Genomic DNA, 24,158 nt, shown 5'->3' with positions numbered 1-24,158 from the left:
CATCCACAACAGGCTATTTCATGCTTAACTCTCCGCTTTCCCCTAGTTCGACCGAATTGGTTATCAATGTATTAGATATGGTATTAACTGAAGGGAAACCTTTAGATAGAGCCTATTCTCACCACTTCTCGGGCTTACAATTAGCGCCATCAGAGCAGGCACGCATTACTGTGGTTGCAGGTGATTTACTTCGTCGTTTAAACCTTTATTGTTATCTGTCGGATGTAAAGTTTGAAGAGATGTCGCGTATGGGAACACGCTTACTGAATGTATGGCATATGTTTCACGGACTCGAGGTACCTAAAATGCAATATGCATTGCAGGTAGATGAAAAAACGTATTTTGAACGTCTAGAGAAGGCTAAGACTCAGCCAGCTTTATGGGATGGTTGCCCTGAGTGGTTAGACCAAATGGGTCAGGCACAACTGGGTGATGCTTGGGCCACAGAGCGAGCGGCATTGAGTAAACAGCCTAAACGTTTTATCCGCGTGAATTTGCTTAAATGTACACGTGATGAATTAGGCAAAAAATTACGTAATGAGCAAGTGCAAACCCAGGAAGTTGAAGGTGTTGAAACCGCTCTTGAAGTCACATCAGATTCAGCGCTATTTCGTACCGAGTCATTCAAGAAGGGCTGGTTCGAGCAACAGGATGCTGGCTCTCAGTTGGTTGCTGCTGCACTCGATGCCAAGCCAGGTATGCGTGTTATCGACGCTTGCGCTGGTGCGGGCGGTAAGACGTTATCCATTGCAGCTCAAATGAAGGGTAAAGGTCGTCTTTTAGCTATGGATGTTGAGCAATGGAAACTTGACAGTCTTAAACAACGTGCTCGCCGTGCTAATGCCGATAACATAGAGACCCGTATTATCGCCAGCTCGAAAACCATTAAGCGCCTAAAGCTCAGTGCCGATCGTGTGTTGTTAGATGTGCCATGTTCGGGACTTGGGGTACTTAAGCGCAATCCTGATGCAAAGTGGCGTGATACGCCTGAGCGCCTGCCTGTACTGGTTGAACTGCAGAAACATATATTGCAGAGTTACAGCCGCATGGTGAAAGTGGGTGGGATCTTAGTCTACGCAACATGTTCTATCATGCCTGAAGAGAACCGCGATCAGATTGATGCCTTTTTGGCAGAGAACAAGCACTTTACATTCATTGAAGATGAAAATATAACGGTTGCTGAGTCAGGATTTGATGGCTTCTATATGGCAAAGCTTGAGCGAATCGCTGAATAGCTGTAAGTATTAACCTCCGCTACCTTTAAGGATAGCGGTGATCTTTTTCTTTAATTATCATATTTTCTCATCATTTTAGCCTTTCCTCCTAGCGTACCGTTTATTTCCTCTTCGTTTGACTTTTTTATTGCCCTCATTGGGTACTTCCAACTAAGACGTTAAAACTTATTAAAATAAATAACTGATTTATCAGTATCTTGGTATCTTGTTGGGCGTTTAATAATCATAGAGTTTTGTTAACTAAATAGGTAGTATATAGATTATTCATGTTGTGATAGGTATGAGCGTCTATGGAACAGAGTTGTTCATCTAGTGTTAGGGTCTTTCCAGTTGTCACTGGCTATAATGTCAGTGTGAAACATTACGGAGCAATATTAGCACTCTTATTAGATGGCTCACCACTGAGTGAGATTTTAGCCTCTTTAGTGTTACTTATTGAAGCTGAAAAATTGGGGACCATGGGATCTGTATTATTGTTGAGTGATGATGGTAAACGCCTACTCAATGGTGCAGCGCCAAGATTGCCCGATGAATATAACAAAGCCATTCATGGTATTGAAATCGGAGAGGGGGTTGGTTCCTGTGGCACAGCCGCATATCGCGGTGAACGTGTTATCGTCGAAGACATAGAAACCCATCCCTATTGGGCACCTTTTAAAGCGCTTCCCTTAAAAGCGGGACTAAAAGCTTGCTGGTCTGAGCCAATTAAAGACAGTAAAGGTAATATTATTGGCACATTTGCCATGTACTACGACACTCAAAAGTCGCCGACGGCACAAGATTTACTTCTGATCGCAGAAGCTGCAAGTTTGGCCAGTTTAGCGATTGAGCGAAGTCGTTCTCTTCAGTTTCAACGATTAACCAGTAACATTTTTAAGCACTTGCCTGTCGCTTTGGTTATCACTAACGATAATTGGAATGTTCTTAATGCAAATCCTGCTTTTTATCAGTTGATAAAATTGTCATCAGAACATGATCATCAGTTCGACCCGCATCATTTTTTTCAACCCTCTGGCTTAACTCAACTTACACAGATGTTTGACTCCCTGCATGCAAATGAGGCGTGGCAAGGAGAATTGATTGGAAAACGTTTATGCGGTGCAACCTTTCACCTCGATCTTACCGTTACTATGTTTAAAGATTCAAGTTTAGATGAAGTGTGTTACGCATGGCTTTTTAGTGACATAAGTGAAAGGAAGCGTGCATCAGAATTAATTGATTACCAAGCTAATTTTGATTCTTTAACATCGCTTGCAAACAGGCATCAGTTATTTAGAGTGATGCAAAATGAGATTAACTCTGACAGTTTGATGCCTGGCTTCTCTTTTATGCTGATGGATTTAGATCATTTTAAACAAGTTAATGACACCTTAGGTCATGATAAAGGTGACAAGTTACTCGTCGATGTGTCAAAGCGGATCAGTCACTGTATCGATGAAGCATTTTTATTAGCGAGATTAGGTGGCGATGAGTTTGCGCTGTTTTTACCCGGTCTGGTTAAGGCGAGCGACCTTACCGATATTGCTGATTTGATTGTTGGCAGGGTATCTGAGCCGTACTATATCGATAATAAACAGGTATTAACCAGTATAAGCGTTGGCATTGCACGTTTCCCTGAAGATGCGCTAAACCTTGAACAGCTTTTAAATTGTGCCGACCAAGCTATGTATGCTTCGAAAGAGGAGGGCAGAAATCGATTTCATTTCTTTACTCAACAGATGCAACAAGATGCTGAGCGTACCGCCGTTATTCATACAGCACTGCGTTTAGCATTAGACTTAGAAGCGTTTGAGCTTAATTTTCAGCCCATCGTATCAATATCTACCGGCGAGATTGTTCGTGCAGAGGTTTTACTTAGATGGAAACATGAAGGGACTTATATCTCTCCCGAGCACTTTATTCCGATTGCCGAAAGTAGTGGTTTGATTGTTGAAATTGGCCAGTGGGTCCGTAAAGAGGCCATGAAAGCGCTATTGGAGCTACAGCAGATCAATTTAGGTTTTGGTTTGTCGATCAATGTCTCTATGTATGAGTTTTGGTCCCATGAACTACAAGATAATTTAGTGAAATCAATTGAAGATATTGCAGTTGATTTAACGACAAACCCATTTCCATTTGAATCTATGGTAATAGAGATCACTGAGTCGTTATTGATGAAGAATAATCATCACTCAATTCAGTCATTAACTAAGTTAAGAGATATGGGGCTTAAGGTTGCTATTGATGATTTCGGTACTGGTTTTTCATCATTGTCTTATTTGAGCAAGTTTCCATTAGATCAAATTAAAATCGATAAAAGTTTTATTCAACAGTCTGATTCTGACATCAAGCAACAGGCCTTGGTGACAGCCATAACGACATTAAGCCAAGCTTTAGGTTTAGATGTCGTTGCCGAAGGTGTGGAAATTGAGCTGGAGCTGGATTTTGTCAAACAGGCTGGTATTGAGTTTGTTCAGGGTTATTATTTCTATAAACCTATGAGTAAATCTGAACTAAAAACGCTGATTTCATAATTTATGATTTAACGTTTCATTATTCAGAAACCAAATTTACACGCTGAGTATTATATCAATCTGGATAAGTCAGTGTTCATAACATTACGCAGGAAAAACCGCTTAGAACAAGGCTGGAGTTGCAGGTAACTAGTTATTCTAATTACAAAACTCATAACGTAGTTATCAGCGGTTTTAACCAGTAAGAATGATCAAGTATTTATGTAGGTTGGTATTAGAACGGATATTTAGCGCTTAATGAATATTCTTTAACTGAATGATTTTGAAACGATAGTAGAATAGTGCAAAACTTTTTACTTACGAGATTTATACCGATTGGTATTACTGTGATGTATCGGAAGATCTGGGGGGATCATTATGTCATTATCGAACGAAGACAACTCAAATCAGGGCCAGACATATCAGGTGTGGGATAAGCCCATACGGGTGTTCCACTGGCTTAATTTATTATTGGTACTCAGCCTTATCTTTGTTGGTTTGATAATGCTGTTTAAGCGTGAAATAGGTATCACAAGTCTAGAAGCTAAAATTGGCCTTAAAGAACTTCATGTTGTTATTGGCTACATATTTGCTGCGAATTTATTCATACGGATCCTATGGGGGTTTCTTGGTGATCGTTTTGCAAAGTTCTCATCGAACATGCCGAAAATAGCGGAAATAAAAAAGTATAAAGCAGCGTTGAGGAAAGGGGATAATCCACAATATTTAGGCCATAATCCTGTTGGAAAGCTTGCCGTTGTGATCATTATGCTCACGCTAGTCATTATCATGCTGACGGGATTAATTAGAGCTGGTACGGATATATATTACCCGCCATTTGGTGGCGTTATCACTGAATTTATCGCTGCCGATGGCGTTGATGCAGCAAGCATCAAACCTTACGATGAAACGGGTGTAGACAAGGCTAAGCTTGCTGAGGTTAAGCCATATAAAAGCATTGCAGGTACAGTGCACTTATATCTCGTCTACTTTTTGTTGCTGCTAATTGTACTTCATGTCGTCGGAGTCATATTAGCTGAACTGAAACATCAGCCTGGGATCATATCGGCTATGTTCTCAGGAAAGAAGCGACTAGAAGGTACGCCGCTGGATAAGTAATTTAGTTTTATTTCGTTACTCACCAGCTCTGAGGAACAGTCTTTAGAGCTGGCTGATTATTTTGTTCAAGATTTAGTTTAGCTTCTATCCAAGTAATGAATATCTGTCGCATCCCTTAACATAGCAGCAGCTTGTTCTGGAGTCAGATCTCGCTGTGCTTCTGCCAACATTTCATACCCTACCATAAACTTTTTGACTGTCGCAGAACGAAGTAAAGGCGGATAAAATACGCCATGTAACTGCCAATGATCACTATTGAGTAATTGACCCTCGTTATCACGTTCAAAGGGGGCGAAGTGCCAACCCATGGAGTAGGGAAACGAGCAATTAAACAGGTTGTCATATCGAGTGGTTAACTTCTTGATGGCGAGAGCGAGATCATCCCTTTGAACATGACTGAGTTCATCGAAGCGCCTGATCTGTGTCTTAGGCATTAAAAGTGTTTCAAATGGCCATGCTGCCCAGTAAGGAACAACAGCAAGCCAGTGTTCTGTTTCGACCACAGTACGACAACCATCATCTTGTTCACGTCTTACATAATCACTAAGCAAACTTCGACCATGCTCTTGGTGGTATGCGTTTAAATGATGATGTTTTTTTCTGACTTCATTGGGTAAATAGCTATTGGCCCAGACTTGACCATGAGGGTGGGGTTGAGAGCACCCCATAGTTGCGCCCTTATTTTCAAATGCTTGCACCCAGATATAATCTTTACCTAGGCTGGTTATTTCCACATTCCAAGTGTCTATCACTTCAGCTATCTGCTTCACCGAGAGTTGAGGCAGCGTTTTGCTGTGATCCGGTGAGAAACAGATCACCCGGCTTAGACCTTTGGCACTGTCACATCGCATCAGTGGATCGTCGTTAGCTGACACCGAAGGGGTATCTGGAGATAGTGCGGCAAAATCGTTACTGAATACATAGGTGGACTGATAGTTGGGATTAATATCACCGCTGATCCGTTTGTTGCCAGCACACAAGAAACATTCACTGTCGTAATCAATATTTGTGGCTGCAACAGTGGCTTCATCTTGGCCTTGCCAAGGCCGTTTAGCCCTATGAGGCGAAACCAGTACCCAGTCGCCGGTGAGTGGATTAAATCTACGATGAGGGTGATGAATAGGGTCAAATGTGGTCATATTCTCTTCTTGGGATATTTTATACAATAGAATTATATAAGATTAAAACATAAAGCGATAGCTAGCGAGTGCATTCTGGATGAATTTACTTCAAATCGTGCGCTATTTACTCGCTTTTGGTAACTTGAAAAATATTCCAACTCTTTATCTAATTAGTTATTAGCCATGGCTTTATCAGTGCTATAGTTCTCCCTTTCGATCTGTTTTCAATGGTGCAAATAAGGTTTCAGGTGCTTGTAAACTTGCCTATTTGTACTGAGTTGTTGTAAAGATAAAAGGCGAGAGATTGGTCCATTTAGAAGAGATTTTTAGTCAGTCGGTGATATTCGACGCGTTAGGCATATTGCTGGGTACACATTTAAAGCATGATTACCAAGGGTCTATACTTTTGGCTGAATTTTCAGCTGTGAGTGCTGACATTGAGGGTGAACAGCTTGATTGTGACTCGCGGACTTTGGATTCGATTAGTAATAGAACCACTCCATCAAACTCGATTTTTGCGCAGTTAGATTGGGCTGCTGGCCCCATTATCGCGTCTAAAAATACGCATTGTAGCCAGTGTGTCGGCAGTACGTTTTCATGCATTCATATCGCCGCTATTGCGATCGATTATCTCGCCAGACAAACACCTATCATGCCGTATCCCAGTGAAAAGAAGCGGGCCGATACGGCACAAAGACTACTTAGAACTGAACTGAATCAGAGGTTTGATCCCTACCCAAATATGGCTCGCCATAGAATTGTGTATCTGCTAAGTCGCAAGGGAGATCAGCTGCAACTGGATGTTCATAAAGGTTATGTGGGTAAAACGGGAAAGCATTCGCTAAAAAACGACTTAGGTTTTGAGGTATTACATAGAAGCAGCCAACCTAAGTTTGTCACTCAGACGGATCTCTGGATATTGAATCAATTACGACCATTGTTAACAGCGATAGATCCCAAATTATCAAAGGAACAAGAGGAAAAAATCTCACTCAGTATCGATTCGATTTGCGATAACGAGTTTATCACCATGCTTGTTCTTACCCAGAGATGCTTCTGGCAGAGTTGCGACCAACAGCCGCTCAAATTCGAACAACATTATTTAAATGACTTCATTGATACTGGCTACTTTTATAAAGTCAGCCAGGATGCTTATATTGATTTTTCCAGTATGAGCATGATAAACACAAGGTCTGCGGCTGCCTTTTCAAATGCAAAATGCAGTGATCAACTTTTGGCATTGATGGCGGATGATGATAGAGATTGGCTGCCTAAGTTAACCATCTCTCGTCACATCAATGGATCTGATATCGATAATAACCAACTTGATCTTGATTTAGTCAGCTTTTCATTTATCAGTGATCATCATGAAGTCAATTTAGAACAGGTTTTTGCATTGAGTAGTGAACTGCCACACTTCTTGACACTTGCTGCCGAGCTCAATGTTCAGCTTATTAATTTTCCTCTCTTGTCGTCACAGTTTGAAGCTACAGTTTGGCATCAGTTTGCTGTAGGTACGCGTTTGTTACCACAGCTTTCAGCGCTGCAGATGATCATGTTCAGACGCTTGATGCTTGCTGGTTGGCTTATCGATTTACAGCTTAAAAATCGCTATAGCCTTGTTAAGCCACAAGCTTGGTATGGGGAACTGGGTCACCAAGTTGCCAATAAAAACTGGTTCGAGCTTGAGCTTGGCGTAGAACTTGATGGCAAAAAGATTAATATTTTACCTTATCTGGTTAAAGCCATTAGGAAAGGGTTACTACAGAACTTGAGCGATTCGGAATCTGTGTTGATGGAGCTTGATTCCGGTCAAAGGCTTTCTTTACCTGCTAAACGGGTTAAACAGATCCTAGATGTATTGGTAGAGCTTTATGAAACAAAGCCTTTAACTGAAACTGAAACATTAACCTTGCCTATGCATCAGCTAACGCGCCTTGCTGAACTGACTTTGTTAACTCAAGGAGATAATAAAGAATGGCAGTGGCAGGGCAGCAGTTGGCTTAAAAATAAAGCTGAGCAAGTATATCGGTATCTTGGAAGTGGAACCGATAACAGTGTGACCAGTGTTAAAGGGCTCAATGCTGAGTTGAGGGATTATCAGCATGTAGGTCTAAACTGGCTACAATTTCTAAAACGTCATGAATTTTCTGGTATTTTGGCTGATGACATGGGGCTGGGGAAGACCATTCAAACCTTGAGTTCGATATTGGTGGATAAAGATTCCGGCAAGTTAACCAAACCTTGTTTAATCGTTGCCCCGACAAGCTTATTAGCAAATTGGTATCACGAAGCCCAGAATTTTGCGCCTGAATTAAGACTGCTTTTATGGACTGGGCCTAAGAGACATAAATTAAAAGAGCAGGTGAATGATAGCGATTTAATCATTACAAGTTATGGCACGCTTCAACAAGATGCTGAATCTTGGTCAGATCAACACTTTCATCTGATCATTCTCGATGAAGCGCAAACCATCAAGAATGTACGTAGCCGTATTAGTCGGGTAGTTGCGAGTTTATCAGGGTCTCACAAATTGTGTTTGACTGGCACCCCACTTGAAAATCATCTTGGTGAATTGTGGTCTCTGTTTAATTTTCTGATGCCAGGTTTTCTGGGCACTTATGCTCAGTTTCAGCGCCATTATCAAGTGCCGATAGAGCGTGATAAAGATGATGAGCGACGCATCGCGCTGGTGCAAAGAATCACCCCTTTTATGCTTCGTCGCATGAAAGCAGATGTTGCTAGTGAATTGCCTGAGAAAACCATCATTAATGAATACATTAATCTGACTGAGGCTCAGGGTGATTTATACGAGACTATTCGACTTACCATGTCAGAAGAGGTGAGAAAAGCTGTATCAGTTTCTGGTGTGAAGCGTAATCGATTAGCGATCAGTAATGCCTTATTAAAACTGAGACAAGTCTGCTGTCATCCTGATCTGTTGAAGCTTGATCTTGCCTCAAAGGATACACCTGTTGACTCTCAAATAAACCCAGCTGAAGTAGAGCTAAATAAGAGTCAGCACCCAAAGGTCAACCTTGATAATAGCGCTGAGACATTAACCGACATTAACCCTTTTCATACCTCTTCAGGTAAACTAAATTGGTTGGTGGATAAGCTACCGACTATGCTTGAAGACGGAAGACGAATTCTGATCTTCTCTTCTTTTACCAGCATGTTAAGTTTAATTTCAGCGTTACTTGAGCAATTGAAAATTGGCTATATTGAACTCACTGGTAAGAGTCGCAATCGTGGAGAATTGGTTAATCGTTTTCAGCAAGGTGAGGTGCCGGTATTTTTGATCAGCTTAAAAGCTGGCGGTGCTGGCCTGAACTTAACGGCGGCTGATGTCGTTATTCACACCGATCCATGGTGGAATCCCGCCGCCGAGCAACAGGCAAGTGATAGGGCTCATCGAATAGGTCAAGACAAGTCGGTTTTTGTTTATAAGTTAATCTGTAAAGATACCGTAGAAGAACGGATCCAGTTATTACAGGAATCAAAGCAAGATCTCGCTAACAGTATTTACCTGCAGGAGAGCACCAAGGTATCCGATATGACAGGTGATGACTGGCTCGATTTACTTAAACCAATAGAACTCGATTAGACAAACTTGTTAAAAAGTAATCCTTTACGTTCTTCTTCATCTTTTTTCAGGATCACGGCTATTTTCAGTTGCAGCTCCGTTCTTAGCAAGTCAGCTGAGCTTTGTGCATAGTCGGTATCTTGAATTCTTGAGCGTGCCTCGCTGGTATTAATACTACTGATTTGATAATTATTGACTCGACTGTCTATGGCATTACTTTTCGCGCCGCCGGCACTCGCATTCGCGTCGATGATCTCTCCTGCATCATCAATGACTATTTGTGATGCACTTGGATCGCTGGCATCTAAGCCTGATATAAAGTTACTTTGACCTAAGACGTCTTCAGCAATGACATTGATCTCCTCTGTCAGCTGATCGAGCTCTGCCTGTATCGCTTGCTTGTCATAAAGCGGGTTGCCCGCTTGCACGGTTAACTCTCTTGCTCTGACTAAATTATCGGTTATTGCAGTATATTGCCCGGCTTGTGTATCGATAATACTCTGCTCATCCCTGGCATTTCTTATTCTGACCTCTGACTCATTGATACTTGAAGCGAGCCTATTTGCAATTTGCATTCCTGCAGGGTCGTCGGAAGCTTGGTTTATTTTAAGCCCAGTACTGAGCTTTTCCATCTGCTCTTTACGTTTTTCTTGTAGCTTCTCTAGATTGCTGAGACTCGATGATTGTATGCTGGGCAACTTCATATCAGCTTCCTTCAAATAGACCTAGTTTAATTATCTTACGCTACTGTCTAAAAAACAAACACTCAATTGATGCTGCTTAGAGCAAATAGACGTAAAGGAAAAATAATTATCGTTAGAGGGTCTAAAGAAAACCAATATTAGGTATGTTGAATGCGGCACTAATTTAATACATTACACTTAGTCTGTTCTCATCTATGAGGAGATTACTCCCCTTGCAGCGTCACCACTATTCGCCGTTTACCTGCTGAATCCCTAGGCTCACATAGATAAATACCTTGCCAGATCCCTAAATTTAAACGGCCATTGGTGATCGGGATGGTGAGTGATATGCCTAACAGGCTCGATTTTAAATGCGCAGGCATATCATCGGGCCCTTCGTAGGTGTGTGTATAGTAAAGTTCATTTTCGGGGGCCAACCGATTAAAGTAACGCTCAAAATCAACACGAACGCTAGGATCGGCATTTTCATTGATTGTCAGTGCTGCGGAGGTATGTTGCAGGTGTATATGGGCTAAGCCAATTTTTAGCCTGCTTAGCTCTGGAAGCGCATCGTTGATTTCATCTGTGATCAGATGGAATCCTCTCGGTTTTGCTTGAAGGTTTAATTCCTTTTGATACCACATAAGCCTATCTTTATATTGTTGATTTACTGAATGCTATAATTTGCCGTAATCAGATAGCGAAGGCAAATTAAATCACTTTCATAGGGTGAAACTCTGTTTAATGGATATTGTTGTGTTGTCTGACATGTCATAAAAATTCACTCACAATTAGTTGCTGGAACAAATGAATAACACAGTGTATAACTGATTTAAGGTTATAAAATTTAAGGCTTGGAATGTGCGTCTACCTAAGTTAAATATTACTGCCACTATCGTTAAATTTATTGCTGCATTTTTCTTGTGTTTGTCTGTTACTGCGTCGAATGCGGCGCCGAGTCTACACTTAAGTGTCCAAGATATTAACGGTGATGCTTTCTCTTTATCTGAGTATTCTGGCAGCGTAGTTTATGTCGATTTTTGGGCATCTTGGTGCGGTCCTTGTAGAAAATCTTTTCCCTGGATGAATGCCATGCATCAAAAATATGCCAATCAAGGTTTGAAGATTATTGCCATTAACCTAGATACAGAAACCAAACTTGCTCAACAATTTTTAACCCAAATACAGGCGGATTTTACTATCGCTTATGATCCCGACATGCACGTCGCCACTGAATTTGAAATCCTCGGAATGCCAAGTAGTTATTTATTTAACCGTAAAGGAGAGCTAGTGGCAAAGCATGTTGGTTTTTATCGTGAAGAACAGGCGAAATATGAGGCAGAAATACAACGCTGGCTAGAAAGCGTGGATGATTAGGTGATAAGGATAAGTAGCTCTTATTAAGCAGTGTTCATATTGACATAAAATTGGAATTTACATGATCAAAACTGTTTTGACTGTCTGTTTAACTTGTTTTTCCCTTGTTGGCTGCTCTAGCCTTGGCGTACAGCCATGGGAAAGAGATCAATTCGCCAGAGAGGATATGGCAGTAGATAATGACAAAATGGATTTAACCATTAACGATCATATTTATTTCAGTAAAGAGGGGACCAGTGGTGGCAGGGCACTTGCCGGAGGTGGTTGTGGCTGTAATTGAGTCTGATCAATCCACAAAAAAAACTAACGGTGCCGAGTTCAAGAATGTCTCAATTTTGTCTGGTTTATCGATGGCCAGTTTATCCCTGCTTAACGCTGCCCCTTTACCTGTAGTTGCTCAGGATAAATTAGATCATGCTAGTCAACTCTTTGTCACGCAGTTTGATGAAACCAGTTTCAAGACAGACAGTGATTTAGCAATAGACGCGGCCTTTTTGTATTATCAAGAGCAAGATAAGGTCACGGCTGCTGAAGGCATTTTTTATATTGAAAAAAATGAAGGTGATAAAAGGGTATATTCCGGCAAATTGGTGCTCGATACGTTAACCGGTGCTTCTGCTAATGGCGCAGTGCCGCAAGATTTTGCTCAAACCTTTACTCGACCTTCAGGTAATGGCGAATATACCATTGCTGCGGCTACAGAGCCTCTGGATGATACTTTTAAAGATACTCGATTGCAGCTAAGTGCCAACTGGACAGAAAATTGGTCACCCATATGGACATCTAATCATGGCCTCTATCTTTCTAGAGAATTTGATTACACCTCTATGGGGATAAATACGAGTTTGCAGCGCTCATTTAATAAGAGCAATACACAAGTCTCATTGGCTGCTGCTTACTATTATGATCTGGTTGACCCTGTAGGTGGCAGACCTGTTGCGATGAGTAATATGCTGTTTAGAGATGATTTTTCATCCGAAACTGAATTTAAAACTGCATTCGATAAGACACGGAAAATTGCCAGTACAAATAAACAAACAACCGATTTAAGTGTTGGAATCTCCCAAATATTGACTCGATATACCTTCATTCAACTGAGTTATAACCTGTCCTCTTTATCTGGTTATATGACCGATCCTTACAAGATTTTAAGTGTTGTCGATGAGGTCGGTACTGCCACTGAGTATCGCTATGAAAGTCGACCCGATGAACGGCTCAAACAGAGCCTATATCTGTATGGAAAGCAGGCTTTGTCTACGGGAGTCGTTGATCTTTCATACCGCTATAGTCAGGATGACTGGGGGGTAACGTCTCATACTTTTGAAACTCATTATCGCTATAATTTTACAGCTGATCTCTATGGGCAAATTCACTTAAGACATTATCAGCAAGGTGCCGCGGATTTTTATACTCGTTATTTAAATCATAATGATGCTTTACCTGATTTTGCGACGGCAGATTATCGCTTAGGGCAAATGAATGCATATACGTTAGGGCTGAAACTAGGTCATAATTTGCCTGACGGAATTAAGGCTTATTATCGTTTAGAGTATTATCAGCAACGGCCTGAATCTACTGGGCAAGACTCAATAGGACAATTAGCAAACCAAGATCTTTATCCCAATCTCAAAGCGATAATATTTCAGCTTGGTTTTTCTTTCTAACGAATGTTGTCATTTTTTATTCGAGTTCAATCGTATTGCTAGTTGCTAGCGATACCAAGGCAACTTAAGAGACAGATTAGGTGTGATGGATAATCAATATCAGTTAACAAAGACAACATGGGGTTTTCGGGTGTGTTTCGCTTCCATGGCCAGCCCATGTGAACTGCTCATTAAGCAATGTCAGATTGAAACAGCACATACTATTGCGCGTTTTGCGGTGACTGAGTGCGCGCGGATTGAAAATAAGTATAGTCGCTATAAATATGACAGTATGCTCACTAAGTTGAATGATAATGCGGGTCGATGGCAAAATATTGATGAAGAAACCTCTGCAATATTCTATTTCGCCCAGCAGTGCCATGAGCTCAGTGACGGATTGTTTGATATTACAGCGGGCAGAGTATTGGCACTCTGGTCTTATGCTACCCAGGCTAAACTTCCTGATCCCCTTGAGATTGAACAGGCTATACAGCATGTAGGCTTTGAACAAATAATGCTTGAACCAAAACGTTGTTTTATACCTTCAGGCATGCGTTTAGATCTGGGGGGAATTGGCAAAGAATATGCGTGCGATCGTATTTCAACCCATCTTAAAGCGCAATATCCAGCCTTACCAGTGTTAGTCAATCTGGGAGGGGATATCAGTTGTTCACTTGCTAACCCCTCGGGCTGGAAGGTTGGGATAGAAGACCCTAAGTTGCTCAATACGGCTGTGAAATTTACCTCTTTAGTTCAAGGGGCATTAACCACAAGTGGCAATACACGGCGAGTGATTAATATCGGCGAGAAAACTTATGGTCACATTATTAGCCCCCAAACTGGTTACCCAGTTGAATATGCGCCCATTTCAGTAACCGTTAAGGCTGAAAACTGTTTAATTGCCGGCATGCTATCAACAATCGCAATGTTAAAAGGAAAGGAATCGACACAGTTCCTTGATTCTCAAAACGTTGAACATGAAATATTTTACTAATTCATAATCTTTATGCAAATCTCAAATTAGACACTCTATTTCTTCCTCCGCTCTTAGCACGATATAACGCTTTGTCTGCGGATTTAAACACTTCATCTGTGCTTACTGAATACTGTTTCGTTCTGTTATTAATGCTATCTGCAACGCCAATACTGACGGTGATATTAACCTTTTCATGTTTCTCTGTATCATGGGACATATTTTGGGCATCCTTATCAAGAATAGGCCGTTCATGATGATCGCGTAAGACTAGATCATAATCGGCAATCTTGCATCTGAGTTCATTAAGATAAGGGAGACATTGATTGGAGTTTTTTCCTTTGAACAAAATAACAAATTCCTCACCACCATACCTAAATACTTTGGCTTTGCCGCCTGTTTGCATCATTATTTGAGCTACTAGTTTTAATACTTCGTCCCCAGTTCTGTGACCGTATAGGTCGTTAAATTTCTTAAAATGGTCCACATCGAGCATAGCAATAGTATATAAACCTGAAATATGCTCCATCTCAATCTCTAAGGATCTTCGTCCTGCTAGCTCAGTTAATTGGTCGATAAACGCCAGTTCATGGCTTGAGGTGATGATACTCAATAACAGTAATATTGCCGCAAGTGAAAAACAGATAGCAGGTACAGGTGGTGTATCAAAAAATATTAATGCGATTGAAGAAAACAGTAAATTAATGAAGATAGTATGATCAAAATTAGAGTTTCTAAAAATAACCACTAATGCACTCGCCGTAGTTAGCAGACATGAAAACATGATCAACAGTAGTGGTGAAGAGGATAGAAGGGGTAAAGGTTTTAAATATAGGCTCCACAGCCAACTGACATCTTCAGAGCTTATCTGTTCGAGTAACAAGTAACACCATAAAATCTGGAAAGATAGAAAAAGTAGATAATTAATTCCAAAACGGGATAGCAGCCTTTTTTCTGGAAGAAAATGAATAATAATCAAGTTTATGGGAAGGGCTGTTGAGAACAAACAAAAGGTAAACCAGTGAAGGTCCTTAACTTCTTTTAAACCAAAAATATGTTGTGAAAAATAAAAACTGGTTGCCATCAGTAATGCAACGAGTCCAGTTCCTCCTTGGTTAAATGGCTGGCTTAAGAAAATGACAACTGAAAGCATAATGAAAGGAAATGTTTGGATGAGACTTTCATAAGGAGCAAGCAAAATTAACAGAGGCTCGATCGACAAGCATACCTGTACAGCCAGAAAGAGGGGAAACATCACTCTAAATGGGGCACTTCTGATGAATGTGAATGAAAATAATGACATTTTTTTCCCTAGTCAATCACCGAGTCCATCTGTATTTATCTTCAATATAAACTGGAATAAAGCGGGTCGCTGACACTGAATACCCCAATAGCACTTAGTATAGATGCTCATTGAAGAAGTTATATAATTTTAATCTTATTAACCTTATGACTTGTAGGGGAATTATATTCGAATAAGCTACTCCTCATTGAGTAGACACCTTTTTATTAATGCTTCATAGAGCGTTAAACTTTCAAGCTTGAGACTAGGGTCAACAAACTGATCAGAAAATCGGCTCGCAGGAGGGGCATTTAACGTTTCGCATATATTAAGTAACTTGCGTTCATCTGCGGTCAGATCTAGCCTAGCTAATAATTTTTTTACTCCCTTGGCACCAGACTTACAAAGGGATTCATAATGGATAAACGAGACGGATGAATAGGTCAGAAGATAACTAAAGGCAGATATCCAATACGCTAACCAATAATTAAGGTCTAAAGGTGAAAAATTCGCTGTAAGAGTGTTAAAACGTGGAAATAATAGAGGTTTATGAAGTCGACCGAATTCAAAGTGACCTATGCTTTGCATGTAAGCATAAGTAAAATTATCTTGTGCATGTATGGCTGTAAAGTGGAGGTGTTGTTTCCAAAGCGAGATAGCTTGCTCCAAAGGATGCCTAAAAGGTATCAGCACTATTGCGTCAGGAAATCCTTGTTTAATTATATTTAATCTAGCAATGTTGGCGTTATTTTTACTGACATACCTTACTGCCATCTTACTGGTTAATTTTCTTACGGCTATTTGTTTTTGCATTTGTTGATGCAGTTCTTTTTGTAGCTGACAATTAGTCTCTGTCCATAATGGGATCTGCTTAGATTGATATTTCTCAGGGAATGATCTTTTCCATACTATTTCTTCAAATGCCTCAGGGCTGTCTACATTAATTTTTAATCCATCAGCATGGGCCCTTTCCTTTTTTTGGGAGGTGACTTGAAAACGACTCGATATTTTATGCCAAATCAATGGAGTAAGAATGAAAGGCATATCTCTGTATAGATAGGTTGAAAGCTCCGGTAATTGATTTAATAGCTCAAGAAGTAAGGTTGTACCAGCCCTAGGTAATGAGGTGATAAATATAGGCTTATTTATTTCGATGTTTTGCCATTGTTGTGAATAGAGCTTATCTTCTATGTCTAATAAGAGTGATTGTAACTGCGTAGATCCAAAAGCAAGTCTATGTATTCCTTGCTCTGTGAGTGAGTAATTATCTTTACTGAACATCATTTTCCTATTCGGATGTAACGAAAGATTAAAGGGAGGATGAAAATAAAACAGGTAATGGATAAGACGTCTTTTCGTAACGAAAAGTTGATTAATTCATTAGCGGTAACCATAGAGAATGTAATAGCTAAAATGATCGGAACGCTTGTAAATAGACTAATGAAAAAAACATCACTAAGAATCTGAAGCCCCTGTTTTAAAACCATTAAACCTGATTTTTGGCACGTCAATTCCTTTTCTGAATCGTCAGTGTTTTTGTCCAGTATGAGCTTAATGGCACATGACATTATGTTGATAACTTGCCGACAATGAGAGAAAATTGGCGAGTAGTAAAATGATAATGAAAGCACACATACCGCAATGATATATACCCCCAATATGTTCATTTTAAATTACTGTCAGATTGGTTACTTTTTTCATTCTCAGAGATGTTTTTATTGTCTTCTTGGCTATTCGCGCTTTTGATTTTCAACAAACGCTTAATGGGATACCAGAGAAATCCAAGAATTAGCAGGAATATTGCTCCACAAAACGCAATCAAAGAGCCGATTGCGGAAAGTCCAGTCCCAGGACCGACATAAGCGAAAACCAAACTTGGATATGAAATGAGTATTAACATTGAGCATATTATGAGTTTATTCATAAATTCACCTATAAGGTTGTATTGCTGTGCTTACTACAATCCCAGTCCTTTACCTTAAAATAGTCTGTACTCACTCTATGCGAAATGGCAATGAGTGATGCTAAATCTTCGTCATAAGGGATTATGATCTGCCAGATAATCTCTCCATCATGATTAATTTCGAAGACGCGGCCAGAAAGACTCTCTGTAATGAGCCGATTACCATTGGGCAGAGCTTGGTGATTTCCCATTATTTTGCTAAAAAAGGCATCTTGAACTCTAGTGGGGTATATGATATTTGAAATGTTTGTCATTGGATCAAACTCGATAATGTTACTTCCTGGTGCACGAGCAAAAGCGAGTTCTTTCACTGAGTTATTAAAAATTGTAATATTTCCATCTTCTGTAATATCAGGGTCATGTTGACTAACCCAAGGCCCTATATGTTTCCACTTTAATTTACCTGTAAATTGATCAATTATTGCCAGCATGTGCATTTGCCTGATAGAAATAAGTAGATCGCCAACATTAACGCCAGCTATCTTTTGAGCTAGTGCCTCAGTGACAACATCTATGTCATTAATATGTGTAATATCATAAGGCTTTGACTTTAAGGAGTTTAATACTGCCGATTCCAGGCCTGCATTATATATTGACTCCAGTATTGAAAACTCCCGGATAGTGTTACCATTTTCATCGATAAGCAGCACTAAATTTTCATAGCCAAAGAAAAGGTTTGCTCCTCTATTGTTAAGCTTTTCTTTGGTTATTCCAGCGAAAAGCAGATGTTCTGGGATCATATCAATGTTTCGATGAGCGGGGATCCAAAATTGTCCCTCTACAGTTTGTGTAATAGAGTGATGAGTCCGTCTATCGAGTGTCCAGAGTACATTGGAACATTTATCTAACTTCGCAGAGCCTTTACCACCAATATTGATAATGATTGAACCATCTGGAAATACGATAAAACCTTGCGTATGGGTATAGAATTCTGAGGTAGGCCTGAGGTTCTCAGCGAGATGATCAGCCTGTGGCCAAATTCTGAAAAAGTTAATATTCCATCTATGTAGCTCTTTGCCTGTCATATCAATCAGTTTAACTTGTGGTCCGCCAGGCATAGTGCCTTGTAACAGGGTATAGCCAACGAAGGCTTTTGTACTGTCATAGACTTCAACGCCACTGCCTGCATACACTTTAGGTTCTAAGAGCCTAGGATGATGATCGGTAACTCTGCTCCACAGCCCTTGAGTATTGGCTATTGATTCAATAATAAAGGTATAGGGCTGCCATTGGTTAAGAGCGAATAGTCCACCTAATAGGAAACAGCTGCTTAATATTGCGGCAGTAAATAGTGCTCGGGCGATGAATAGGCTATTGAATGTCATATTGACGTCCATAACTTAAGTGCCTCACCGAAGGGGAAGACGTGGAGTCGTCTATTATGCCTGATTGTCGGCAGTGCTGGTGTTGATCAAACCCTAGGTCGTGTTGATAATGGCGACATAAATCAAATAGCATACCTCTCCAAGGTGCGGAACCTTTATATTGAGACAGTTGATACCAGAGTTGTTTTTGGGTGTCTATTAGCACTAATTCTTCATAGTTAGGTAGCATGGCTAGCTGCCAATGCTTAAAATAGACTGCTCGCTGTTTCTTGGCCACCATCTCTTTATATACCGAAGGTATAATAACGGCACGGCCATTGTCCCTGACTTCATAATTAGAGGCAGTTTCATAAATGACTTCTTTCTCGTCAATAAAACTGGCATTAATTGAGCGAAAAGGAACAGATGACTCAACAAAGATGGCTCGTTCAGCCTCTAAGTTGGCTGATTGTTGCAAGGAAAGTCCATCAAAAGGAGTATCACTAGCTGATAGTGACAAATTAAGTTCTTCAAATAGGCTTGGGGCTATATCAATCAATGAAAAATTGCCTTGGATCTGCTGAATATTTGGAAGGCCTTTGACGTTTTTATTGAAGCGTCGGTATGACATTAATACGTTAGTTTGATCTTGGCTCATCACATTGGTGCCATGACCCCAAGCATTGGTGTGTAAGGTATCGTTAACGTCAATAGAGGGATTGTGGATTTCATCTTTTTTAAGCATAAAGCCTTCACCATGATCGGAGATAAGATAAACAATGGCATTATCTAGGTAACCTCTTTGTTCAAGGCTACTGATAAAATCAGAAAATTGTTGATCGACTTTTTTGAGCATCGCTTGATACATGAAGTGATTGTAATTGCCCTTCCATTGAGCACTGTTGATGTCGATAAAGTCTTTAGAGGTGTAGGGCCAGTGGAGTTGACAGAAATGAATAGACAAAAAGTTAGGTTTATCACTCGATAATTTACTCAAAACCTTCTGGTTAAATTGATTTGGAGAGTAAGCTTTACCGTAACCACGATTCATATTTAGATAAGGAAACAGCTCTGAAGATCCAGGGATATTGGATAACAAATTTATTAGCGGGAAATCAGCCATTCCACTGATAATGGCGTCAGCAGCGCCCACTTTAGGGCCGATGATCTCATCAAAACCATATGCCTCATCAATTTGATTGAAACGTCTCTCATCCATAGCATAGATAGTTTGGTAATTTTTTTTATTTAACTCCCTAACAAGTGGAAACTCTTTATTGATCAGTTCTGGAGGAGCTAAGTTAAATCTAGCACCATGATTTTTAGGGTATAGACCAGATAATATACTCATCCATGCAACATAAGTACGTCCGAGTGGGGTATAAGTATTTGTGTAAACTGTTGAATGTGAAATGAATTCATCTATATTTGGTGAGTGGTTATTAGCGCTGTCTATATAGTTGAGATGATCTGGCCTAAGACCATCTATGCCTATAATAAAAACGTTAGGACTATTATTATCGGCCGTGTAAACCGGCTCTGGTCTATAGCCTAATAGTGAAATCAATAAAGCTACTGAGAATAGCGCTGTTAAAGTTACTTTTTTACCAAACTGAGAATAAATAGACCACAAAAACTGAAGCAGAACTGCTACCGATATCATTAATAAACCAGCAACAGTTGCCATTGGCGTATTTCTTAAAAAACCTAATAAAGATGTTGGATAAAAATAAGCATTAGCGGCTAAAACCAGAGTGAAATGTAGCAGAACTATTACTAGCCATACTTGTGTTTTGATGCCTTCATGTTTGATGATGCTAAACCATGGCTTACATGAAATTGTGATAACTAAAGACCAGAGGAGATGAAAAAATATGACTAAAAATACAAATTGACTTAGATCGAAGAGGAGGCCCGTGCTCAATAGATCTTCGCTTCTCACATGGGTCATCACTGATGCAATTGAGAATGAAGAGAAGTACTGAATAAATAGTTTGAAATTGTATAAGGCGACCAGAAAAAGCAGCATAAAAGCATTGGTACGCCAGAAGGTTCTGAGCATAGATACGTTATCACCTTTAACCTGAAGCTTACTTTCCATACCTATTCCTATCTTGTACTGATACGATTTTAACTATCTATCATCCATCTACTTATCTTGTATTTTTGCAGTTGATGTATCTTTTTCGGTTTTCCTTGCTGAAGCTACAATATAATTCTGATTATCTTCAATAACCGTAGATATCTGTGCATCCCCAGGCCAGTCACCCAGAATGAGATAACGTTCAGCTAGACTTGAGCCTGATGGCTTATCAGTTTTGATAGACATTCTAGATTGATAAACAGCCCAAGCAGGTACCAGATTCACCAGTAAAATCAATCCAATCGTTAGTGTTAAGCCAAGTTGTATTATGAAATTAAAATGTCTTTTCATGAACATATCCTAAACAAACGATATGAAGTGATAAATCAGCTAACGGGGTTAGCTACAATTTTTCACTACACGAATAGATTAATTATCTTAAGAAAGTATAGTTGCAACTTGTGGACACATAGGTATTTTGGATAAAAAAACTGTACTAACCAAATTTGTTGAAGTTTGTAATCTATGACGTTATGTACTAAATCTTATATATGTAACCAGTAGCCTTTCAAGATTTTTCTGTAAATGATTTAAGAGGGCTATGTTTTTAATATGTTGTTTTACTTGTGATAATTCAACCTGGTTTTAAGAGTCTATAAATTTCAGAGTTAATATTGATTTGGGCTTCTTTAAATTAACGCAGGAGGCTGAAGATGAAAAAAAATGCAATTTTGATCACTTTAATCTTCTATACGTTGATGTTCACTGCTCCTAGCTTCTCATCAACTCGAACTATTACAGCAACAGATGTTTATCAATCAAATGATGGGGAGTTAATCTGGTTTGACGAATTTGGTTTAACATTACAAGGTGTTAGTTTTAGCTTGTTAATGGATGATTTAGGTATTGAAATTGCCACTTTTTTAAATTCTCAGAAATTTGATGAAGGAAAACCAACGCAAGAAGAACAAGATCGTGCTTATACCAAGGCTGCAATATATTTTTTAGATAAAATTCAACGGATAAGTACAGACTCTGAATCATTTGAATCACCAAATAGGGGGGAAGTGATTGAGGAGCATACTTTTGCAGAGCATATCACCAAGTTGGTCCCTCCCTATGATGGCGTTTCTCGTTTAAGAGGTATGATAAGGCGTTATAAAGTTTTAGTGAATAGGAGTTGGAGTCAACTTAAAACTGAGGACTTCAGGCTAGGGCAAAGTAACAACAACATATTCCTTTTAAGGCAACGGCTAGCAGACTTAGGCGACTTAAACTCCTTTGAACCTTTATCAGTTAGAGCATCGATATTTGATCCGAGTTTAATTAAAGGTGTTGAAAACTTTCAAAAACGCCATGGTATTGAGGCTAATGGTGAATTAAATACACTTACGACAGGTTTGCTGAATGTCACTCCACAACAGCGTGTTACTCTAATGCAACTTAATTTATGGCGCTGGTTTAAATTACCCAGCGCTTTACCCAGTAGATATGTGAAAATCAATATTCCAGCTTTTGAGTTAAAATTGTTAGAAAAAGAAGATAATGTGTTAGATATGAAGGTTATTGTGGGAAAACCTCAAACACCGACGCCGACAATGAACACTGCTTTGACTCAGTTAACTGTGAATCCTAGCTGGACGCCTCCTTGGAGTATAGTAAGTAAAGAACTTATTCCACGTGATATAAGACAACCTGGTTACCTGCAGCATCAAAACTTTAAGTTAAGAAAGTTAGACGATTTTACGCTTGTGGATATGAATAATGTGAGTGGGTCGTCACTCAGTGGGCTATTGACAAACCATCAGTTGATACAATCGCCAGGGCCTAAAAATGCACTTGGTCGTTATCGTTTTACCATTCCAAATAAAGACACTATCTTCTTACATGATACACCAACTAAATCTTTGTTTTTTAGCTATAATCGTGCATTAAGCCATGGTTGTATTCGCGTCTCTGATCCAAAGGGATTATCTGACTATCTGATGCGTAGCGATAAACGCTTAAAGAATATTTATGCAGCTCTTTCAGATCACTCCACACACATTTTTAAATTACCAGAGCAATTGCCAGTTTACATTACTTATCATACTAGTTGGGTTGATGAGCTGGGCAAGCTGCAGTTTAGGGCCGATATCTATAATCTTGATCGTGAGGAGGGGAAATGATTAATGATAGCTTAGATACCCCAGATTTTATGAAGCTTATTCGCCAAGAAAAAAATGCAAGAATGAGATTGAAATTATTGGCTCTATTGCATTTTCACGAAGGGAAATCCCGATATCAAATATCAGATTATCTAAAAGTGAGTCGTACAAGTGTCAATAAGTGGGTGAGTAACTACCTAAGCTATGGCTTAGATGGATTAAAAGATAAGAAGCATATCGGGAGACCTGCAGCGTTAACCAGTGAGCAACTTAAACAGTTATCAGTTTTTATAAAGCACAGAATAACCAGTAGTGAGGCAGAAAAGCTGCATGGAAGTGAAATCCAATCCTATATTTTGGAAAGTTTTGGTGTCAGTTATGAGATAAGTAATATTTATCGAATTGTTGAACGTTTAGGCTATGCAGGGTAAGACCAGAGAGTAAGCATAAAAGTAATACTGAAAAGTAACCTGTGCTATTAAAAATAGCACTATCTCGTTTTTACCACTAGACTCACTAGAGATGTACTAACTTTCACAAAGTTTCGAGTACAGAGAAAGTAACTAATTACCCATCCATAATTTGATTTCATTCGAATATTACTAAAGCTCGAGTGAAAACTATTTTAATCCGATATTAATAATACATATATTCAGTAATCACCTTAAATGGCTTGTACACCAAGGCTCTTCTTGTGATTTTTGATCAATTAATTCTCCTGTTTGATGTTATAACTGATTAAATGTTTGATCTGATTTTATTTAGGTTGATAAATTTTCAATTTGTCATATTTGTCATATTTGTTTATGCTCTTAGCTCTGCTCTTGTTTAACGCCTTGTTTTTACAGAGGATATGTTTTTGGGTTGATGCATTAAGCTGTAGTTACATAACTTCTTTATCTATAATCTCACGTCTAAACTCACAAAAAACATATAAACGGACACTGTCATTAATTGTTATTAGATCACTTATTTTTTCCACATAGAGACCGCGGAATGTATTTGCTACTTTTAAGTTAGCTTTAAATGTTCTGAAACTTAGCACTTAAGGCAGATGAGTAAGTGAATACAAGTTCTAGCACTTTCACTTATAAAAGTTCAATGAAAAGTCTTTGGCCGTGTGCCGATGTTAAATTTGGAGATAAAACTC

General features: G+C 39.5%; 18 protein-coding genes. 10 read left to right on the top strand and 8 right to left on the bottom strand.

Annotated elements, in window-relative coordinates; all coding sequences use genetic code 11:
• Positions 1-20: 20 nt before the first annotated feature.
• From FM038_RS12945 to FM038_RS12935, 3 genes are all read left to right on the top strand, one after another.
• Complete coding sequence (locus tag FM038_RS12945; RefSeq protein ID WP_142870934.1) at positions 21-1,235, top strand: RsmB/NOP family class I SAM-dependent RNA methyltransferase; 1,215 nt, start codon at positions 21-23, stop codon at positions 1,233-1,235.
• Positions 1,236-1,525: 290 nt separating this feature from the next.
• The gene (locus FM038_RS12940) at positions 1,526-3,748 is read left to right on the top strand and encodes a bifunctional diguanylate cyclase/phosphodiesterase (RefSeq protein ID WP_142870933.1); all 2,223 of its coding nucleotides are present in this window, start codon (positions 1,526-1,528) and stop codon (positions 3,746-3,748) included.
• Positions 3,749-4,105: 357 nt separating this feature from the next.
• On the top strand, positions 4,106-4,846 hold the full coding sequence (locus FM038_RS12935) for a cytochrome b/b6 domain-containing protein (protein ID WP_195873019.1): 741 nt from the start codon (positions 4,106-4,108) through the stop codon (positions 4,844-4,846).
• Between the two features lie 77 nt (positions 4,847-4,923).
• On the opposite strand, the gene FM038_RS12930 is transcribed toward FM038_RS12935, so the two are convergent.
• Positions 4,924-5,985 (bottom strand): UDP-glucose--hexose-1-phosphate uridylyltransferase, encoded by a 1,062-nt coding sequence (locus FM038_RS12930; protein WP_142870932.1) that lies wholly within the window; start codon positions 5,983-5,985, stop codon positions 4,924-4,926.
• A 286-nt stretch (positions 5,986-6,271) separates the two neighbouring features.
• Between FM038_RS12930 and FM038_RS12925 the strand changes: the two genes are divergently transcribed.
• Positions 6,272-9,574, top strand: coding sequence for a DEAD/DEAH box helicase (locus tag FM038_RS12925; RefSeq protein WP_142870931.1), 3,303 nt, complete (start codon positions 6,272-6,274; stop codon positions 9,572-9,574).
• Here the strand turns inward: FM038_RS12925 and FM038_RS12920 are convergent.
• Together FM038_RS12920 and FM038_RS12915 are read right to left on the bottom strand one after the other, a co-directional pair.
• The gene (locus tag FM038_RS12920; protein WP_142870930.1) at positions 9,571-10,257 is read right to left on the bottom strand and encodes a flagellin; all 687 of its coding nucleotides are present in this window, start codon (positions 10,255-10,257) and stop codon (positions 9,571-9,573) included. The genes FM038_RS12925 and FM038_RS12920 overlap by 4 nt on opposite strands.
• Positions 10,258-10,460: 203 nt before the next feature.
• Positions 10,461-10,880 carry a secondary thiamine-phosphate synthase enzyme YjbQ gene (locus FM038_RS12915; protein ID WP_142870929.1) on the bottom strand — a complete coding sequence of 140 codons (420 nt, stop codon included), beginning with the start codon at positions 10,878-10,880 and terminating at the stop codon, positions 10,461-10,463.
• 262 nt (positions 10,881-11,142) lie between these two features.
• Here FM038_RS12915 and FM038_RS12910 point away from each other — a divergent pair, with 262 nt between their 5' ends.
• From FM038_RS12910 to FM038_RS12895, 4 genes are all read left to right on the top strand, one after another.
• Positions 11,143-11,613, top strand: a complete 471-nt coding sequence (locus tag FM038_RS12910) for a TlpA disulfide reductase family protein (RefSeq protein ID WP_142871104.1) — start codon at positions 11,143-11,145, stop codon at positions 11,611-11,613.
• A gap of 61 nt (positions 11,614-11,674) precedes the next feature.
• Positions 11,675-11,893, top strand: a complete 219-nt coding sequence (locus FM038_RS12905; RefSeq protein ID WP_142870928.1) for a DUF4266 domain-containing protein — start codon at positions 11,675-11,677, stop codon at positions 11,891-11,893.
• Positions 11,880-13,277 (top strand): DUF3570 domain-containing protein, encoded by a 1,398-nt coding sequence (locus FM038_RS12900; protein WP_223292856.1) that lies wholly within the window; start codon positions 11,880-11,882, stop codon positions 13,275-13,277. The genes FM038_RS12905 and FM038_RS12900 overlap by 14 nt, the downstream gene beginning before the upstream one ends.
• A gap of 85 nt (positions 13,278-13,362) precedes the next feature.
• Positions 13,363-14,250, top strand: coding sequence for an FAD:protein FMN transferase (locus tag FM038_RS12895; protein ID WP_223292855.1), 888 nt, complete (start codon positions 13,363-13,365; stop codon positions 14,248-14,250).
• 10 nt (positions 14,251-14,260) lie between these two features.
• Here the strand turns inward: FM038_RS12895 and FM038_RS12890 are convergent, their stop codons facing one another.
• The 5 genes from FM038_RS12890 to FM038_RS12870 form a co-directional block, all read right to left on the bottom strand.
• A complete protein-coding gene (locus FM038_RS12890; RefSeq protein ID WP_223292854.1) occupies positions 14,261-15,427 on the bottom strand; it encodes a GGDEF domain-containing protein in 1,167 nt (388 codons plus the stop codon).
• A gap of 282 nt (positions 15,428-15,709) precedes the next feature.
• On the bottom strand, positions 15,710-16,792 hold the full coding sequence (locus FM038_RS12885) for a sulfotransferase (protein WP_195873018.1): 1,083 nt from the start codon (positions 16,790-16,792) through the stop codon (positions 15,710-15,712).
• A 651-nt stretch (positions 16,793-17,443) separates the two neighbouring features.
• The gene (locus tag FM038_RS12880) at positions 17,444-18,799 is read right to left on the bottom strand and encodes an arylsulfotransferase family protein (RefSeq protein WP_195873016.1); all 1,356 of its coding nucleotides are present in this window, start codon (positions 18,797-18,799) and stop codon (positions 17,444-17,446) included.
• A complete protein-coding gene (locus tag FM038_RS12875; protein WP_195873015.1) occupies positions 18,786-20,879 on the bottom strand; it encodes a sulfatase-like hydrolase/transferase in 2,094 nt (697 codons plus the stop codon). Before FM038_RS12875 ends, FM038_RS12880 begins: the two co-directional genes overlap by 14 nt.
• Before the next feature lie 48 nt (positions 20,880-20,927).
• Positions 20,928-21,212 (bottom strand): hypothetical protein, encoded by a 285-nt coding sequence (locus tag FM038_RS12870; RefSeq protein WP_195873014.1) that lies wholly within the window; start codon positions 21,210-21,212, stop codon positions 20,928-20,930.
• A gap of 362 nt (positions 21,213-21,574) precedes the next feature.
• Between FM038_RS12870 and FM038_RS12865 the strand changes: the two genes are divergently transcribed.
• Both FM038_RS12865 and FM038_RS12860 read left to right on the top strand, forming a co-directional pair.
• Positions 21,575-23,029, top strand: coding sequence for a L,D-transpeptidase family protein (locus FM038_RS12865; protein ID WP_195873013.1), 1,455 nt, complete (start codon positions 21,575-21,577; stop codon positions 23,027-23,029).
• A complete protein-coding gene (locus FM038_RS12860) occupies positions 23,026-23,439 on the top strand; it encodes a helix-turn-helix domain-containing protein (RefSeq protein WP_195873012.1) in 414 nt (137 codons plus the stop codon). Before FM038_RS12865 ends, FM038_RS12860 begins: the two co-directional genes overlap by 4 nt.
• The last annotated feature ends 719 nt before the right edge of the window (positions 23,440-24,158 follow it).

Source organism: Shewanella eurypsychrophilus (genome assembly GCF_007004545.3).
Taxonomy (GTDB): domain Bacteria; phylum Pseudomonadota; class Gammaproteobacteria; order Enterobacterales; family Shewanellaceae; genus Shewanella; species Shewanella eurypsychrophilus.
The sequence above is the reverse complement of the archived record's forward strand: the minus strand, read 5'-3'. Positions and strand labels throughout refer to the sequence as shown.